Raw genomic sequence first — 16,378 nt, forward strand, 5'->3', positions numbered from 1 at the left:
GTCGTCACTCCGTGCGCCAGCTGTGCCAGAGCCGGGCGTACTCGCCGTCCGCCTCGACGAGCTCGTGGTGCGAGCCGATCTCGGCGATCCGGCCGGCGTCGATGACGGCGACGCGGTCGGCGTCGTGCGCCGTGTAGAGCCGGTGCGCGATCGCGACGACGGTCCGGCCCGCCAGCACGGCCCCGAGCGACGTCTCCAGCTCGCGCGCCGCGCGCGGGTCGATGAGCGACGTCGCCTCGTCGAGCACGAGGGTGTGCGGGTCGAGCAGCACGAGCCGCGCGAGCGCGAGCTGCTGCGCCTGCGCCGGGGTCAGCTCGTGACCGCCGGAGCCGACCTCGGTCTCCAGGCCCTCGGGAAGCGCGAGCGCCCAGCCGAGGGCGTCGACGGCGGCCAGCGCGTCCCGCAGCTCGTCGGTCGTCGCCTCGGGCTTGGCGAGGTAGAGGTTGTCCGCGAGCGTCCCGACGAAGACGTGGTGCTCCTGCGTCACGAGCGCGACCTGGCGGCGCAGGTCCTCCAGCGGCAGCTCGACCAGCGGCACGCCGCCGACCGTCACCCGACCGGCCGTCGGGGGGTGCACGCCGGCGAGCATCCGGCCGAACGTCGACTTGCCGGCGCCCGAGGGCCCGACGATCGCGAGCCGCTCGCCGACCTCGAGGTCGAGGTCGATGCCGTGCAGCACGGGCGTGCCCTCGCGGTAGGCGTACTCGACGCCCTCGGCCACGACGTGGTCGTCGGCGGGGACGTCGTCGCCGGCCACCCGGTCGCCCGGGACGTCCTTGACGCCGTAGATGCGCGCGAGCGAGACGGTCGCGACCTGGATCTCGTCGACCCAGAAGATGAGCTCCCACACGGGGCCCATGAGCTGCATCGCGTACATCGCGACCACGACGACGGCACCCTCGGTGACGTAGCCCTGGCCGACGAGCCAGGCGCCCCACACGAGGACCGCGACGGCGGGGATGCCGAACGCGAGGTCGATCGAGGGGAACAGGACGTTGCGCAGGCGCATCGTCCGCGCCTCGGCCTTGGCGATCTCCCGGATGTCGGACTCGCCCCGGTCGCGGCGGCGCTTGGCGAGCGCGAGCGCCTCGACCGTCCGCGCGCCCTCGACCGTCTCGGCGAAGGTCCCGTTCATCACGGCCCAGCGCCGGGACTCCTCGAGGTAGGCGGGCGTCGCGCGCTTGAGGTACCAGCGCACGGCCGTCACGATGAGCGGCACGCCGAGCAGGATCGCGATCGCGGTCTGCCAGGACACGACGAAGGCGACGACGATCGTGATGAGGATCGTCGCGACGCTCACGATGACGCGCGGGATGCCGAACCGGATCGTGTGCTGGACGCGGTCGACGTCGTTCGTCGTGCGGCTGACGAGGTCGCCCGTCCCGGCCCGCTCGATGGTCGACAGCGGCAGCGCCGTCACGGTCTCGATGAAGTCCTCGCGCATCTGCGCGAAGACCGTCTCGCCGAGGACGAGGGCCGAGCGCTGCGCGAACCGGATCGTCACGGCCTGGATCACGACGGCGACGACGAGGATGCCGATCATGACGTTGACGCCGGTGGCGGTCGCCGTGTCGTTCTGGAAGCCGTCGACCATCCGGCCGAGGACGATCGGGCCGGTGAGGCCGGCGACCGCGGCGACGACCTGGAGGATCGCGACGCGCGAGAAGCCGGCGCGGTGGCCGCGGAACAGGCCGGCGACGTGAGTGCGCAGGCGCTCGCCGTCGGCGACGGGGAGCATGGTCGGGTCACCGAGCGCGGTGGTGTTCGGGGTGATGCTCATCGCACGGTCACCTCCTCGGGGTTCTCGCAGGTCTGGTCGGTCTGGTGGTGCGGATCGGCCGCGTCGTCCTCGGGGACGCCCGGCGTCTCGGCCGGGGAGTCGTCGACCGAGCGGCTGACGACGCGCCGGTAGGCGATGGCCGCCTCGCCGCGGTCGGCCGTCAGGCCGCCGGGGCGACCCGGCCGGTCGACCTCGCCGCGCGCGGCGCGCTCCGCGTCGTCCATGAGCTGCTCGTGCGTGCCTCGGGCGCGCACGACGCCGTCCTGCAGGAGCACGACCTCGTCCATCTGGTCGAGCATGAGCGGGCTCGCGGTCACGACGACCGTCGTCCGCTCCCGGCGCGACGCCGGGAGCGACCGCGCGATGCGGGCCTCCGTGTGCGCGTCGACGGCGGACGTCGGCTCGATGAGGACGAGGACGTCCGCGTCGGTGAGCAGCGCGCGGGCCAGAGCGGCACGTTGACGCTGTCCACCGGAGAGCGAGCGCCCCTTCTCCTCGAGCCGGCCCTCGAGCCCGTCGGGGACGGAGTCGATGACGTCGGCGGCGTCCGCCACGGCGAGCGCGGCCCGCACGCGGGTCCTGTCACCGTCGCCGCGCGAGTCGAGCTCGTCGGCGAGGACGCCGGTGAACAGCGTCGGCGTCGCCTCGGAGACGACGATCCGCTCGCGCACCTCGGCCACGGGGACCGAGCGCAGCGGCACGCCCCCGAGGGTGGGGCTCGCGGCCGGGTCGGCGGTGTCCTCGAGCCGGCCGAGGCGCATGGCGAGCGCGGCCGAGGAGTCCGGGTCGGCGCTGACGAGCGCGACGGTGCGGCCCGGTGCGACCGTGAGGCCGCTCGCCGGGTCGTGGAGCTCGCCCCGGCGCGGCAGCGTCGAGGACGCGGACGCCCGGTCGGCGCCCGTCCCGTCGGTCGTGTCAGCCGCGACGTCCGCGGCAGCGGCGTCGGACGCGGTGTCGCTGACGGCCGGTGCGACGTTGAGCACGCGCTGGACGCGGCGGATCGCGATGCGGGCGCGGGTGAGGAACGTGATGCCCTGGGTCGCGGAGCTGAGCGGGTTCGTCAGGTACGCGGCGAACCCGTAGAACATGACGAGGTCGGCGACGCTGAGGTCGCCGGCCAGCGCCATCCGGGCACCGATCCACATGACGACCGCGAGGAACAGGCCGGGCAGGAGCGCCTGCATGGCGTCGAGGAGCGACTGCACGCCGGCGACGGCGACACCGGCGTCCCGCACCTTGTGCGACTGGCGGCGGTAGCGGGCCGTGAAGACCTCCTCGCCGCCGATGCCGCGCAGGATGCGCAGGCCCGAGACGGTGTCCGAGCCGAGCGTGGTGAGCTTGCCGTTCTGCTCGCGCTGGGCGCCCTGGAGACGCTGCAGCGGGCGCACGATGAAGGCGAGGACGGCCGCGACGAGCGGGACGCCGAGGAGCACGCCGATGCCGAGCGCGACCGAGGAGCGCATGAGCAGGACCGCCACCACGAGGTAGGCGATGATGCTGCCGAGGAAGCGGCCGAGGAACGAGTAGATCTCGCCGATGCGCGGGCCGTCGGTGCTCACGGTGGCGAGCACCTCGCCGGTCGGGACCTCCCGGCGCAGGGCGTCGCCGGTCTCGGTCACGTGCCGGCCGACGACGCTGACCGTCCCGAGGCACGCGCGCAGCCACGCTGCGACGTCGACCTGGTGGGCGAGCATCCCGGTGAAGGCGCGGACGACCCAGATGGCGAGCATCGCGCCGCACCACAGGAGCAGCGTGCGGGACAGGCCGTTGGACAGGCCGGCGCCGACGACCTGGCCGAGGATCCACGGCGCGGCGGCCTGGGTCAGTGCGTTGACGATGCCGAGGGCGATCCCGGCGGCGACGAGCCAGCGCTGTTCGCGCGCGCGCCAGAGGAGGAAACGCGCGACCGAGCGGGTCGGTGCGGGGGAGGCTGGGAGACGGTAGAGGTCGAGCACGCGGGAGACGCTACGCGGCACCTCCGACATCGGGCCAGTCGTTTTCCGCGTGTCGATCGAATCGATTCGGGGCGTGTCGTTCCGCGGGTCTTGCGTTGGCAACGCCGAGGTCATCCGGCGGTCACGGGAGCCTTTTTCACGGCCCTGGTCGGGACCGCGGCGCGCGCGGCCGGCTGGTCGGCCGGGCCGGCCGGGGTGGGTCAGCCGATGACGGCGAGGAGCGCGGTCTCGGCCGCGGCCAGGTTCGCGTCGATCGTCGCCGCGTCGCTCGCGAGCATCGAGGCGAAGGTCGCGGCGGGGTCGGCGACCTCGACGCCGGGGTTCGCGTCGCGCACGGCCTGGTCGAAGGCCGTTTGCTGGTCGGTGAGCGTGGTCTCGAGGTCGCCGCGCGCGCTCTCGACGGCGTCGCGGTCACCCGAGCGCAGCGCGTCGGCGTAGGCGGTGTAGAGCGGGACGAGCGCACCGCTCTGCTCGGCGACGAGCGAGCAGACCCCCGCGGTTGCCTCGCCGCACCCCGCGGCGAACAGCTCGGCCCGGCGCTGCGCCGGCTCGACGTACGCCGGCCCGACCGCGTCGGCGATCTGCCCCCACGTGTCCGTCTCGACCGGGACGCAGCCCGAGTCGGAGACCGAGCACTCCGCGAGGAGGCCGTCGAGCGTCGCGACGCCCGCCGTCTGCGCCTGCTGGACCTCGAGGATCGCCGGGTAGCTCTCGCAGAAGCCCGTTGCCAGCTCGGCCGCGGCCGCGACCTGCTCCTGGTACGCCGTGAGCGCCTCGGCATCGGCCGTGCGGCGGGCCTGGGCCTCGGCTCGGCCGGGGAACTCCTCGGGCACCTTGCCGAGCGAGACCTCGGGCGCGGCGGCGGCCGCGACGGTCGCGGCGTGCGTCTGGATCCGGTCGCACTCGGCGCGGAACGCCGCGACGCCGTCGGCATCGGCCGGGCTCGCCAGCGCGGCGAGGTCGATCGGCGGGGTCGCGAGCAGCCCGAGCGCGTCGGACTCCCAGGCGTCGAGGTCGGCGTTCGCCGTCGCGACCGCCTCCTCGTTCCACGCGGTCTGCTGGCTGCGCTGCCACACGAGCAGGGCGCCGAGGGCCACCGCGAGCGTCACGACGATCGAGATGAGCGCGGGGACGAACGAGCGGCGCTTGCGGGGACGAACGTGGGCGCGAGGGACGGTCACGGGTTCCACTGTGCCAGGCCACGCGTCGATCCGGGCCTCACCGGCCGGGCGTGGGGGAGAATCGACTCGTCCCACTGCCCCGCGAAGGACCCGAGATGACGAGCGCCGCCAGCGCACCCGAGACCCCCGAACCGCCCCAGACGCCCGCGACGGACGCGCCGCCGGCCTCGACGGCGGAGCCGACCCGTGCCGCCTTCACCCGGTACAAGGTGATGGCGTGGGTGACGGGAACGTTCCTGCTCCTGCTGTGCGTCGAGATGGTCCTCAAGTACGTCCTGCAGGTCAACGGCCAGGACCAGCCGGTCATCGGGAACTGGATCGCGATCGTGCACGGCTGGATCTACGTCGTCTACGCGGCCACCTGCCTGCAGATCTGGAGCGCCGCGCGGTGGGGCTTCGGCCGGCTCGTCGTCATGATCCTCGGCGGCATCGTCCCGGTGCTGTCGTTCGTGGTCGAGGCGCGGGCCGCGCGCTGGCCGCTCGTCGAGCGGACCGCCTACCCCGCATCGCCCTGAGCGCCGGCGGGCCGCCGGCGCCGCCTATCCTTGGTGCCGTGACGCAGACCCCGTCGGCTCCGGCCGTCCCGCAGGCCTCGAGCCACCGCCCCGTCCTCGTCGTCGACTTCGGCGCCCAGTACGCCCAGCTCATCGCGCGGCGCGTGCGCGAGGCGCGGGTGTACTCCGAGATCGTCCCGCACACGATGTCCGCGGCCGACATGCTCGCCCGCGACCCGGCGGCGATCATCCTGTCCGGCGGGCCCTCCTCGGTGTACGAGGACGGCGCCCCCGCGCTCGACCCGGCGATCCTCGGCGCCGGGGTGCCCGTCCTCGGCATCTGCTACGGCTTCCAGGCGATGGCCGCCGCCCTCGGCGGCGAGGTCGCCCGGACGGGTCGGCGCGAGTACGGCGGCACCGACGTCGACGTCTGCGAGGCCGGCGTCCTGCTCGCCGGCACCCCCGAGCACCAGAGCACCTGGATGAGCCACGGCGATGCCGTCCACGCGGCGCCCGACGGCTTCACGGTGCTCGCGACGTCCGACGGCGCTCCCGTCGCCGCCTTCGAGGATGTGCGGCGGCGGCTGTTCGGCGTCCAGTGGCACCCCGAGGTGCGCCACTCCGAGCACGGGCAGACCGTGCTCGAGCGGTTCCTCTACGACGGTGCCGGCCTCGCGCCCGACTGGACGCCCGGCAACGTCATCGCCGACCAGGTCGAGAAGATCCGCGCCCAGGTCGGCGCCGCCCGCGTCATCTGCGGGCTGTCCGGCGGCGTCGACTCGGCCGTGGCGGCCGCGCTCGTCCAGAAGGCGGTCGGCGACCAGCTCACGTGCGTGTTCGTCGACCACGGCCTGCTGCGTGCCGGCGAGGCCGAGCAGGTCGAGCAGGACTTCGTCGCGGCGACGGGTGTCAACCTCGTCGTGGTCGACGCCCAGGAGCGCTTCCTCGACGCGCTCGCCGGTGTCACCGACCCGGAGACGAAGCGCAAGATCATCGGCCGCGAGTTCATCCGCGTGTTCGAGCAGGCCGCGCGCGACGTCGTGGCGGCCGCGCACGTCGTCGACGGCGGCGCGGGTGCTGCTGGCACGGCCGACAGCGCCGCGCACCCCGTGGAGTTCCTCGTCCAGGGCACGCTCTACCCCGACGTCGTCGAGTCCGGCGGCGGTGAGGGCGCGGCCAACATCAAGAGCCACCACAACGTCGGCGGCCTGCCGGACGACCTGCAGTTCTCCCTCGTCGAGCCGCTGCGCGAGCTGTTCAAGGACGAGGTCCGGGCCGTCGGTCTCGAGCTCGGCGTGCCGGAGGTCATCGTCTGGCGCCAGCCCTTCCCCGGCCCCGGTCTCGGCATCCGCGTCATCGGCGAGGTGACCCGCGAGCGGCTCGACGTGCTCCGGGCCGCCGACCTGATCGCCCGCGAGGAGCTGACCGCCGCCGGGCTCGACCGGGACATCTGGCAGTGCCCGGTCGTGCTGCTCGCCGACGTCCGCTCGGTCGGGGTGCAGGGTGACGGCCGCACCTACGGTCACCCGGTCGTGCTGCGCCCGGTCTCCTCCGAGGACGCGATGACGGCCGACTGGACCCGCGTCCCGTACGACGTCCTCGCCCGCATCTCCACCCGCATCACCAACGAGGTTGCCGACGTCAACCGCGTGGTGCTCGACGTCACGAGCAAGCCGCCCGCGACGATCGAGTGGGAGTAGCCCGCCGTCGGCGGGTGAGCCGGGTGGGCTGGGACACGGCCGGGCTGCCATGAGGATCGTCCACGTCTCCGACTGCTTCGCCCCGCGGGTCGGCGGGATCGAGACCCAGGTCGGCGACCTCGCGGCCCACCAGGCGCGCGCCGGGCACGACGTCCACGTCCTGACGGCGACCGCCGCCCCGGCGGGCACGCCCGACCGGTACCGCGAGGTCGTCGTGACCCCCGACGGCGTCACCGTCCACCGGATCGCCTCGCGCTACGTCGCGGGTCTGCCGGTCCACCCGCGCGGCCGCACGCTCCTCGCGCGCGCCATGGCCGAGCTCCGGCCCGACGTCGTCCACGTCCAGGCCGGCGTCGTCTCGCCCTTCGCGTTCCAGGGGGCGCGGGCCGCGCGGGCCGCCGACCTGCCGCTTGCGATCACCTGGCACTGCATGCTCGACGGCGTCGAGCGCCCCCTGCGCGCGGGCGCGCGCCTGCTCGGCTGGGACGGGGAGAGCGCCGCGCTGTCCGCGGTCAGCGACGTCGCGGCGGCGCGCGTCGGGGAGGCGTTCCCGGTCGAGGGCCGCCCCGCCGAGGTCGGCATCCTGCCGAACGGGCTCGACCTCGACGCGTGGGCGCCGACGGACGGCGCCGACGCGGGCGGCCCGGGTGACGAGGACGGCCTCCCCGTGCGCCCGCTGCGGATCGTCGCGACGCAGCGCGTCGCCCCGCGCAAGCGCACGACGGAGCTCGTCGACGTGCTCGCGGCCGTGCTCGCCGAGCTCGGCGCGGGTGCCGTGAGGCTGACGATCGCCGGGGACGGCCCCGACCTCGCTCGGGTGCGCCGGCACGCGCAGTCGCGCGGCGTCGCGGGTGACGTCGACCTGCTGGGGCGCGTCCCGCGCGGTGAGCTGGCACGGCTGTACGCCGACCAGGACGTGTTCCTGTCCGTCGCCCGGCTCGAGGCCTTCGGCATCGCGGCGCTCGAGGCGCGCGCGTCCGGGCTGCCGGTCGTCGCGCTCGACGGGACGGGCATCACGTCGTTCGTCACGGACGGTGTCGACGGTCTGATCGCCAAGGACGACGCGGGGCTCGCCCGGGCCGTCGCGAGTCTCCTCACGACGCCGGGGCTGGCCGCGCGGCTGCGCCGGAACGCTCGTGAGCACCGACCGGCGGCGGGGTGGGACGACGTGCTCGCCGCCGCCGAGCGGGAGTACTCCCGCGCCCGCCGACTCGTCCGGTTCCGGCCGCGACCCTGACGCCGGACCGCCCCGATCACGGAGGCGGGCCGACGAGGACGACCTCGCGGGTCGTCCGGCGGGGCAGCCCGTCAGCGGCGGCGGACCGCGCTCACGATCGCGGCGAGGAGCAGTGCGACGCCCGTCGCGGCGAGCGCGACGATGGCCGCGAGCTGCACGTCGACCCGCCGCCCCAGCACCGCCATGACGAGGTAGGCGGCGGCGAGGATGACGAGCACGCCCCACACGACCGTCCCGATCCGCGGCCCGCGGGGGAGCGGGTCGGGCAGCGTCGACGGGTCGGGCTGGGCCGGCTGGATCGATGGGTCGGGCTGCGCCGAGGGGCTCGGCTGAACGGGCGGCACGGGCGCGGTCGCGGTGGCGTCCGCGCCGGTCGGCTCGGCCGGCATCGGCTGACCGAGCGGCGTCGGCCGGTTCTCGGGTGTCGGCTGGGTGCTCATGATGCCGCTCCCTGGATCGTCGCGTCGCCCGCACCGACCGACAGGTCGATGACGAGCCTCGGTTCGCCGTCCGGCCCGAACGGCACGGACGCCTGGCTCCGCAGCCCGTCGTTCGCCGAGCCGCTGACGCCGTCGACGTCCCAGTCGGCCGAGCCGGCGAACACGTCGACGTCGAGCAGGACGGATACGCCCTCGGGCACCGTGATGACCGCGTCGCCGGCCGTCACGTGCACGGGGACCGTGACCGGCTCGGCGCCGACCGGGGGCAGCGGGATCTGCGTGAGGTCGACCTCGGCGTGCCCGGCGACGATCTTGAGGCCGTCGCTCGCCTCGCGCGCCGTGACCGGGGTCCAGTCGGCGGTGCCGGCGACCGTGACGCCGGACGCGTCCCACTCCCAGCCGAGCGCGCTGTTCGCCGCCGCCGGCACGGCGATGAGCCCGACGACGGCGAGCAGGCTCAGCAGCCCGCCGCGCCGTCCGGCCAGCCCGGCGAGCACGATGCCGAGGCCGAGCACGCCGAGCACGACCGCGAGGACGAGCAACGCGCTCACCGAGATCGCGCCGGTGCGGTCGGCGATGAGCAGAGCGGCGGCCGTGATGCCCGCGAGACCGACGACCGAGGCGACGTACGCCGGGTTCGGGGCGGTGCGCGGCTTCGGGGCCTTGGGGGGCTTGGGCGGGCGCGGCGCCGCGACGGCCGCGGGCGGGGCGGCCGGCCCGAACCCCGCGTCGTGGACGCCGGTGGCGGTCGCGAACGACGCCACGGGGCCGGACGCGGCGGGGACCGGCGACTCGGGGGTGCCCCACGGGGCGGACGGGTCGCCGGTCGTGCCGGAGGCCGCCGACGTGCCGGACGGGTCGCTCGACGGTGCACCCGGCTGGGCCGGGCCCGGCTGGGCGCCGCCCGACGTCGGCCGGTGCTGCGACCAGAGCCAGACGGCGAGCGTGATGAGCGCGATCCAGCCGAGGCCCTTGCCGATGCCCCACACCCACGCGCCGGAGCTGCCAACGTCGAACGGGTCGAGGCCGATGAGCAGGAAGACGACGATGCCGAGGTCCGCCTGGTCGAAGGTGCCCTTGACCGCCTCCTCCGCGTGGATCCGGCCGTCGGGCTCGGGCAGCAGCGCCCAGGCGATGGCGTAGGCGATGAAGCCGACGCCGCCGAGCATCGCTGCCACGACGAAGAGGCCGCGCACCAGCAGCGGGTCGAGCCCGAGCCGCGTGGCGACCCCGCCCGCGACGCCGCCGACCCAGCGGTCGGAGGAGCGCGTGATGCCGAGACCGCGCGCCCAGCGCCAGATCGGGGCGAGCGTCTCGCGGCCGTCGCGCTGCGGCTGTTGCGACGGGTGCGGCTGGCCGGGGGACGGCGGCACCTGGCTGTCGGGGGTGGTGTTCTGGGACATGCCTCCAGCCTGCCGGGACGACGAGGCCGCCGCTATGGGGGGACCCCCGGATTCTCGGGCCCGGCGAGGGCCGGTGGGCGGCGGCGTCTCAGGGTTCCCCCTGGTCTCGACCCTGGGATCGGGCGGCCGGGCCGCCGCGGCCTGGTCGGTGCCGGGCGTCCGTGCGACGATCCCATGGTGACCGAGTCAGCACCCGAGCCGCGGGCTGCCCAGGCGAGTGCCGGGGCGACGCCCGCCCGCCCGCACGGCGACCGGTCGACCGCCGAGCCCGGGGCCTCGTCGCCGGCCGCATCCGCGACCCCGCCGACCCACGCGACCGCGGCGACGCCGACGACGCCGGTCCCGGACCCGACGGCGCCCGTCCCTGGCACGGACCCGACGTCGCCGACTCCGTCGCCGCAGCGCCCCCCGCTCGTCCGCCCGCGCCGGGGGCGCTGGGTCGGCGGCGTCGCGGCCGGGCTCGCGCGCCACCTCGGGATCGACGTCTGGCTCGTCCGCCTCGGCTTCGTCGCGCTGACCCCGCTCCTGGGCATCGGCGTCGTCGGGTACGCGTTCTGGTGGCTCACGCTGCCGGAGGAGGGCGACCGCTCGCCGGGCAGCGACCGGCCGACGGTCATGGCGCGGCTCGCCCGGCCGCTGCGGCAGAGCCAGGGCCGCACGCTCCGCGTCGGCGACATCGTCGTCGCGCTCGGCCTGCTCGCCGTCGCGGCGGTCCTCGTCGCCTCGCGCCTCGGCGCGCCGCCGGTGCAGGGCTGGATCATCCCGGCGCTGCTCCTCGTCGCCGGGGCGGCCCTCGTGTGGGGCGAGCTCGACGCGCGGCGCGGTCAGCAGACGACCGGGCGGGTGCGCGTGCTCCGCCTGGTCGGTGGCGTCGCGATCGCCGCGACCGCGATCGTCCTGCTCGTCGGCCAGCGCGCGGAGCCGGTCGTCGTCGTCCAGTCGGCGCTCGCCGCCGTCGCCGTGCTGGCCGGCGTCGCGCTCGTGCTCGCGCCGTGGTGGCTCCGGCTGGTCCGCGAGCTCGGCGACGCGCGGGCCGAGCGCGAGCGCGAGGCCGAGCGCGCGGACATCGCGGCGCACCTGCACGACTCCGTGCTCCAGACCCTCGCCCTCATCAAGACCCGCTCGACGGAGCCCGAGGTGATCCGCCTGGCCCGCGCCCAGGAGCGCGACCTGCGCGCCTGGCTGTACGACGACCGCGCGCCGGCGGCCACGTCCGTCGCGCAGCAGGTGCGCGAGATGGTGGCGCTCGTCGAGGACACCCGCACGCACGCCGACGGCAGCGCGCCCGAGGTCGAGACGGTCGTCGTCGGCGACGTCGTGCCGGACGAGGGGACGCACGCGCTGCTGCAGGCGACGCGGGAGGCCCTGCTCAACGCCGTGGCCCACGGCGCCTCGCCCATCGCGGTCTACGTCGAGGCGTCAGACGACGGGGTCGAGGTCTCCGTCCGCGACCACGGCGACGGGTTCGACCTCGACCACGTGCCGCTCGACCGGTTCGGCGTGCGTGAGTCGATCATCGGGCGGGTGCGCCGGCGCGGCGGTGACGCGAGCGTCGTCGCGATGGCCGACGGCGGGACGGAGGTGCGCCTGTACCTCCCGAGGCGGCAGGCTGATCCCGAGTCGCCGAAGCACCAGGGTCAGGGCGCCGGCCAGGGCGGTGCCGGTCACGGCAGCGGTCAGAGCAGCAGCAGTCAACGCAGTCAGGAGGCCGCGGCATCATGAGCGAGTCAGCGAGCGGCGCGGTGGGTGCCGCGGGCGAGCCGGTGAGCGTCGTCCTCGTCGACGACCACGACATGTTCCGCGCCGGGGTCCGGGCCAGCCTCGGTCCGGGCATCCGCGTCGTCGGGGAGGCCGCCGACGTGCCCGACGCGATCGCGGTGGTCCGCCGGACGCGGCCGGCGGTCGTCCTGCTCGACGTCCACCTGCCCGGCGGCGAGGGCGGGGGTGGCGCCGAGGTGGCGCGGGCCTGCGTCGACCTCGCGCCGGGGACGCGGTTCCTCGCGCTCTCGGTGTCCGACGCGGCGGAGGACGTCGTGGCCGTCATCCGCGCCGGTGCGCGCGGGTACGTGACCAAGTCGATCACACCGGCGGCGCTCGTCGACGCCGTCGCGCGCGTGGCCGGTGGCGACGCCGTGTTCTCCCCGCGGCTGGCCGGGTTCGTGCTCGACGCGTTCGGCGCCGCCGGCCCGGGCGAGGTCGAGGTCGACGACGACGAGCTCGACCGGCTCACGGCTCGCGAGCGCGAGGTCATGCGACTCATCGCGCGCGGACGCTCCTACCGCGAGGTCGGCGCCGAGCTGTTCATCTCGGTCAAGACGGTCGAGACCCACGTGTCGGCCGTCCTGCGCAAGCTCCAGCTCTCCTCGCGCCACGAGCTCACCCGCTGGGCGGCGCAGCGCCGCCTCCTCTGACGTCCCCGCGACGCCCTCAGAACAGGGTCGGTGCGACCGGCTCGCCCGGGACCGTCGGCTCCGGTCGCGCCAGTCCCCGCGAGCGGTCGGAGGAGCGGTCCAGGCCGAGCTGGCGCAGCAGGGGACGGACCCGACCGGCGAGCTCGGCGCGGTAGCCGCGGTCGGCCTGGCTCGTCCGCCCCGGGTAGAGCTGCCGGTAGCGCGGGACGAGGTCGGGGCGGGTCCGCTCGAGCCAGGCGAAGAACCAGGGCTTCACGTGCTCGCGCAGGTGCAGGGCGCCGTAGACGACCGACTGCGCCCCGGCGTCTCGGACGTCGAGGAGCAGCCGGCGCAGCTGGGCCGTCGAGTCGGTGAGGAACGGCAGGATCGGCATGACGAAGACGTCGCAGTCGAGCCCGGCCTCGCGCGCGGCGGCGACGGTGGCGAGCCGCGCGGCCGTGGTCGGCGTCCCCGGCTCGACGAGCTGCTGGAGGGCGGGGTCGCCGATCGCGATGGACATCGAGAGGTGGACGCGGACGCGCCCCGCCGCCTCGGCCAGCAGCGGCAGGTCCCGGCGCAGCAGCGTGCCCTTGGTGAGGATCGAGAACGGCGTGCGGCGCTCGGTCAGCGCCGCGATGATGCCGGGCATGAGGCGGTAGCGACCCTCGGCGCGCTGGTAGGGGTCGGTGTTCGTGCCGAGCGCGACGTGCTCGGGCGACCAGGACGGCCGCCCGAGCTCCCGCCGCAGCACGTCGGCGACGTTGACCTTGACGACGATCTGCGAGTCGAAGTCGCGCCCGGCGTCCAGGTCGAGGTAGCGGTGCGACCCGCGGGCGAAGCAGTAGACGCACGCGTGCGAGCAGCCCCGGTAGGGGTTGATCGTCCATCGGAACGGCATCGCCGACGCCGCGGGGACGCGGTTGAGCGCGCTCTTGGCCACGACCTCGTGGAACGTGATGCCGGGGAACTCGGGCGGGCGCACCGTGCGCAGGTGGCCGGGCATCGGAGCGACCCGCGCCAGGTCGAGCCCGGGCAGCGCCCCGTCGGACACCGGCGCCGACTCGCCGTCCCGCGCGGGGGCGAGCTCCTGCGCGCTCCATCTCATCGCCGACCTCCGTCCCGCGTGGTTCCCTCGACCCCGCGAGGGTGGCCATGCTGCCCCCGGGGTCCGACATCCACGCGGTTGGCGGATGGGAACACCAGTACGAGGACAGTCCCCCATCCGCGGTCCCCCTACCCGCGAGCGCGAGCGCGTCGTTCGCTGACCGCCTCCGCGAGCACGTCGAGCGCCTCGACCGTCGCCTCCCAGCCGAGGCACGCGTCCGTCACGCTCTGGCCGTAGACCAGCCCGGCCGGTCCGGCGGTCACGTCCAGCGGCTGCGCGCCGGCGACGAGGTGGCTCTCGAGCATGAGCCCGGCGATCGGCTCGTCGGCCGCGACCTGCTCCGCGAGCTCCGCCGCGACCCGCGCCTGACGGACGTGGTCCTTGCCGCTGTTGCCGTGGCTGGCGTCGACCACCACCCGGTCGACGAGACCGGCGTCGGCGAGCATCCGGGACGCCGCCAGCACGTGCTCGGTGGCGTAGTTGGGCCCGTCGGCGCCGCCGCGCAGGATGACGGACGTGTCCGGGTTGCCGGTCGTCGTGACGAGGCTGGCGCGTCCGTCGGCGCCGATCCCGAGGAAGCTCTGCGGGGCCGCCGCGGCGACGGCCGCGTCGAGCGCGACCTGGAGCCCGCCGTCCGTCCCGTTCTTGAACCCGATCGGCATCGACAGGCCGGACGCGAGCTGGCGGTGGATCTGGCTCTCCGTCGTGCGCGCGCCGATCGCGCCCCACGCGACGAGGTCGGCCGTGTACTGCGGGCTGATCGGCTCGAGGAACTCGGTCCCGCACGGCACGCCGAGCGCGGTGACGTCGCGCAGGAACGCCCGGGCGAGCCGCAGCCCGGCCTCGATGTCGTGGCTCCCGTCGAGGTGGGGGTCGTTGATGAGGCCCTTCCAGCCGACCGTCGTGCGGGGCTTCTCGAAGTACGTCCGCATGACGACGAGGAGGTCCTCGCGGTGCCGGCGCGCCTCGCGCGCGAGGCGCGCCGCGTAGTCGAGCCCGGCCGCCGGGTCGTGGATGGAGCACGGGCCGACGACGGCGAGCAGCCGGTCGTCGGCCCGCGTCATGACGGCGCGCACCTCGTCCCTGGTGCGCGCGACGAACGCCGCGCGCTCGTGGTCGACCGGGAGGTCGGCGGCGACGCTGGCCGGGCTCGGAAGAGGGGTGAAGGCGGCGACGTGGACGTCGGAGGTCGTGTCGGTGCCGGTGGTGCGCGTGCTGGTCATGGTCCCGTCCTGCTGTCGTGCTGGTGGTGGCAGGCGGACCCGACGCAGAGCCCGCCATACGGCGAGGGGCAGAGCATCAGCTCTGCCCCGTCGGCTCTGAAGGTGATGGTGGGCGCTAGATCGGCGCCGGCCCCTCCAGAGCCGACTCGACATAGACGTACCAACGCGTGATCACGCAGAGCAGGCTAGCCCACCCCGGGCGGTTCGGCGGCCAGCGGTGGCTCGAAGTGCCTCCGGCTGCCCCGCGCCGGGTAAGGCTCGACTCGCCTGACGGGTCGGGATTCGCGACGTACCGTCATCTCATGAGCACCGTCGTCGGAGTCCTCGTCGTCCTGCACCTCCTCGGCTGGGCCATCGCGCTCGGCGGGATCCTCGTCTCGATGAAGGAGCCGAAGATCGCGGGCGGCGTGCTGCACGGGCTGTACCTGGCGCTGGCGACGGGTCTGCTCTTCGCGGCGTTCGCCGGCATGGCCTCCGACACCTGGTACCACCCGCTCGACTACGCCAAGATCGGCGTCAAGCTCGTCATCGCGCTCGTCGTCGTCGCGATGGGGATCGTCGGGAAGAACCGGCCCGAGAAGGTGACCAGGGGCTACCTCGGGGCGATGGCGGGGCTGATCGTCGTCAACGTCGCCATCGCCGTCCTCTGGCGATGACCCCGGCCGACCCAGCCGCGCCGGCCAGCCCCGCGCCGACCCGCATCGCGGTCGTCTCGGACGTCCACGGCAACGTCACCGCCCTGGCGGCCGTCCTCGCCGACATCGAGCGGCGCGGGATCGACCGGATCGTCAACCTCGGCGACACCGTCGGCAAGGGCCCGCGCGGCGAGGCGGCCGTCCGGCTGTGCCGCCGGGCCTGCGAGGTGAACGTCCGCGGCAACTGGGACGACTTCCTCCCCGGTCAGCCCGACGACGCTCCCGAGGAGCTGCGCTGGTGGCGCGACGAGCTCTCGCCCGAGAGTCGCGCCTGGCTGGTCTCGCTGCCGCTCAGCCACGACCTGGAGCTGAGCGGGCGGCGGATCCGCCTGTTCCACGCCTCCGCCACGAGCCCGCACGTCCGGGTGCACGCCCACCACACGCCGGAGCAGTTCGCCGGCATGTTCGTCAACACCGAGATGACGGGCGACGGGCCGGAGCCGGACGTCGTCGGGTACGCCGACATCCACGACGCCTACCTCGAGACGGTCGACGGGCGGACCCTGTTCAACGTGGGGAGCGTCGGGAACCCGCTCGACGAGCCGACGCCGAGCTACGTCGTCCTCGAAGGGACACCCGGACCGGCGCCGGCGCCGTTCGAGATCCGGTTCGTCCGGGTGCCCTACGACGTGGAGGCCGAGATCGCCGTGGCGCACGAGCTGCGGATGCCGACCCGCGAGGTGTGGGCCGTCGAGCTGCGCACCGCCGTCTACCGCTCCCGCCAGCCCTGACGGATCCGGCCGGCACCGCGCGATGCGGTGCCGGCCGGGGTCGG

Annotated in this window: 14 protein-coding genes; 7 read left to right on the forward strand and 7 right to left on the reverse strand. The window is 75.1% G+C overall.

The genetic code is table 11. From position 1 onward, the window contains the following. Positions 1 to 4: 4 nt before the first annotated feature. The 3 genes from EDD28_RS09990 to EDD28_RS10000 all read right to left on the reverse strand — a co-directional run bounded on the left by EDD28_RS09990 (position 5) and on the right by EDD28_RS10000 (position 4,916). Entirely contained in the window at positions 5 to 1,780 is a 1,776-nt protein-coding gene (locus EDD28_RS09990) for an ABC transporter ATP-binding protein (RefSeq protein WP_245967989.1), read from the reverse strand. After that, positions 1,777 to 3,735, reverse strand: a complete 1,959-nt coding sequence (locus EDD28_RS09995) for an ABC transporter ATP-binding protein (RefSeq protein WP_245967990.1) — start codon at positions 3,733 to 3,735, stop codon at positions 1,777 to 1,779. Before EDD28_RS09995 ends, EDD28_RS09990 begins: the two co-directional genes overlap by 4 nt. A gap of 200 nt (positions 3,736 to 3,935) precedes the next feature. Next, positions 3,936 to 4,916 (reverse strand): hypothetical protein, encoded by a 981-nt coding sequence (locus tag EDD28_RS10000; RefSeq protein WP_123739474.1) that lies wholly within the window; start codon positions 4,914 to 4,916, stop codon positions 3,936 to 3,938. A gap of 95 nt (positions 4,917 to 5,011) precedes the next feature. On the opposite strand from EDD28_RS10000, the gene EDD28_RS10005 reads away from it, so the two are divergent. Genes EDD28_RS10005 through EDD28_RS10015 form a run of 3 tightly spaced genes read left to right on the forward strand, consistent with a single transcriptional unit; the run spans position 5,012 to position 8,347 of the window. Further along, positions 5,012 to 5,431, forward strand: a complete 420-nt coding sequence (locus EDD28_RS10005; RefSeq protein WP_123739475.1) for a DUF3817 domain-containing protein — start codon at positions 5,012 to 5,014, stop codon at positions 5,429 to 5,431. 38 nt (positions 5,432 to 5,469) lie between these two features. Then, on the forward strand, positions 5,470 to 7,110 hold the full coding sequence (guaA, locus tag EDD28_RS10010; RefSeq protein WP_123739476.1) for a glutamine-hydrolyzing GMP synthase: 1,641 nt from the start codon (positions 5,470 to 5,472) through the stop codon (positions 7,108 to 7,110). A gap of 49 nt (positions 7,111 to 7,159) precedes the next feature. After that, positions 7,160 to 8,347, forward strand: a complete 1,188-nt coding sequence (locus tag EDD28_RS10015; RefSeq protein ID WP_123739477.1) for a glycosyltransferase family 4 protein — start codon at positions 7,160 to 7,162, stop codon at positions 8,345 to 8,347. 71 nt (positions 8,348 to 8,418) lie between these two features. Here EDD28_RS10015 and EDD28_RS17155 read toward each other — a convergent pair whose 3' ends face one another. Both EDD28_RS17155 and EDD28_RS10025 read right to left on the reverse strand, forming a co-directional pair. Then, on the reverse strand, positions 8,419 to 8,787 hold the full coding sequence (locus tag EDD28_RS17155) for a hypothetical protein (RefSeq protein WP_148059588.1): 369 nt from the start codon (positions 8,785 to 8,787) through the stop codon (positions 8,419 to 8,421). Next, positions 8,784 to 10,190 carry a PspC domain-containing protein gene (locus EDD28_RS10025; protein ID WP_123739479.1) on the reverse strand — a complete coding sequence of 469 codons (1,407 nt, stop codon included), beginning with the start codon at positions 10,188 to 10,190 and terminating at the stop codon, positions 8,784 to 8,786. The genes EDD28_RS17155 and EDD28_RS10025 overlap by 4 nt, the downstream gene beginning before the upstream one ends. Before the next feature lie 177 nt (positions 10,191 to 10,367). On the opposite strand from EDD28_RS10025, the gene EDD28_RS10030 reads away from it, so the two are divergent. Beyond that, the gene (locus tag EDD28_RS10030; RefSeq protein WP_245967991.1) at positions 10,368 to 11,912 is read left to right on the forward strand and encodes an ATP-binding protein; all 1,545 of its coding nucleotides are present in this window, start codon (positions 10,368 to 10,370) and stop codon (positions 11,910 to 11,912) included. Next, positions 11,909 to 12,601, forward strand: a complete 693-nt coding sequence (locus tag EDD28_RS10035) for a LuxR C-terminal-related transcriptional regulator (RefSeq protein WP_123739481.1) — start codon at positions 11,909 to 11,911, stop codon at positions 12,599 to 12,601. Before EDD28_RS10030 ends, EDD28_RS10035 begins: the two co-directional genes overlap by 4 nt. Before the next feature lie 16 nt (positions 12,602 to 12,617). On the opposite strand, the gene EDD28_RS10040 is transcribed toward EDD28_RS10035, so the two are convergent. Both EDD28_RS10040 and EDD28_RS10045 read right to left on the reverse strand, forming a co-directional pair. Continuing rightward, positions 12,618 to 13,685, reverse strand: a complete 1,068-nt coding sequence (locus EDD28_RS10040) for an Rv2578c family radical SAM protein (protein WP_123739482.1) — start codon at positions 13,683 to 13,685, stop codon at positions 12,618 to 12,620. 128 nt (positions 13,686 to 13,813) lie between these two features. Further along, positions 13,814 to 14,908, reverse strand: coding sequence for a 3-deoxy-7-phosphoheptulonate synthase (locus EDD28_RS10045; protein ID WP_123739483.1), 1,095 nt, complete (start codon positions 14,906 to 14,908; stop codon positions 13,814 to 13,816). A 302-nt stretch (positions 14,909 to 15,210) separates the two neighbouring features. On the opposite strand from EDD28_RS10045, the gene EDD28_RS10050 reads away from it, so the two are divergent. Together EDD28_RS10050 and EDD28_RS10055 are read left to right on the forward strand one after the other, a co-directional pair. Next, the gene (locus EDD28_RS10050; RefSeq protein ID WP_123739484.1) at positions 15,211 to 15,564 is read left to right on the forward strand and encodes a hypothetical protein; all 354 of its coding nucleotides are present in this window, start codon (positions 15,211 to 15,213) and stop codon (positions 15,562 to 15,564) included. Further along, positions 15,561 to 16,334 carry a metallophosphoesterase family protein gene (locus EDD28_RS10055; protein ID WP_123739485.1) on the forward strand — a complete coding sequence of 258 codons (774 nt, stop codon included), beginning with the start codon at positions 15,561 to 15,563 and terminating at the stop codon, positions 16,332 to 16,334. Before EDD28_RS10050 ends, EDD28_RS10055 begins: the two co-directional genes overlap by 4 nt. Positions 16,335 to 16,378 lie beyond the last annotated feature (44 nt).

The organism is Salana multivorans, assembly GCF_003751805.1.
Classification (GTDB): domain Bacteria; phylum Actinomycetota; class Actinomycetes; order Actinomycetales; family Beutenbergiaceae; genus Salana; species Salana multivorans.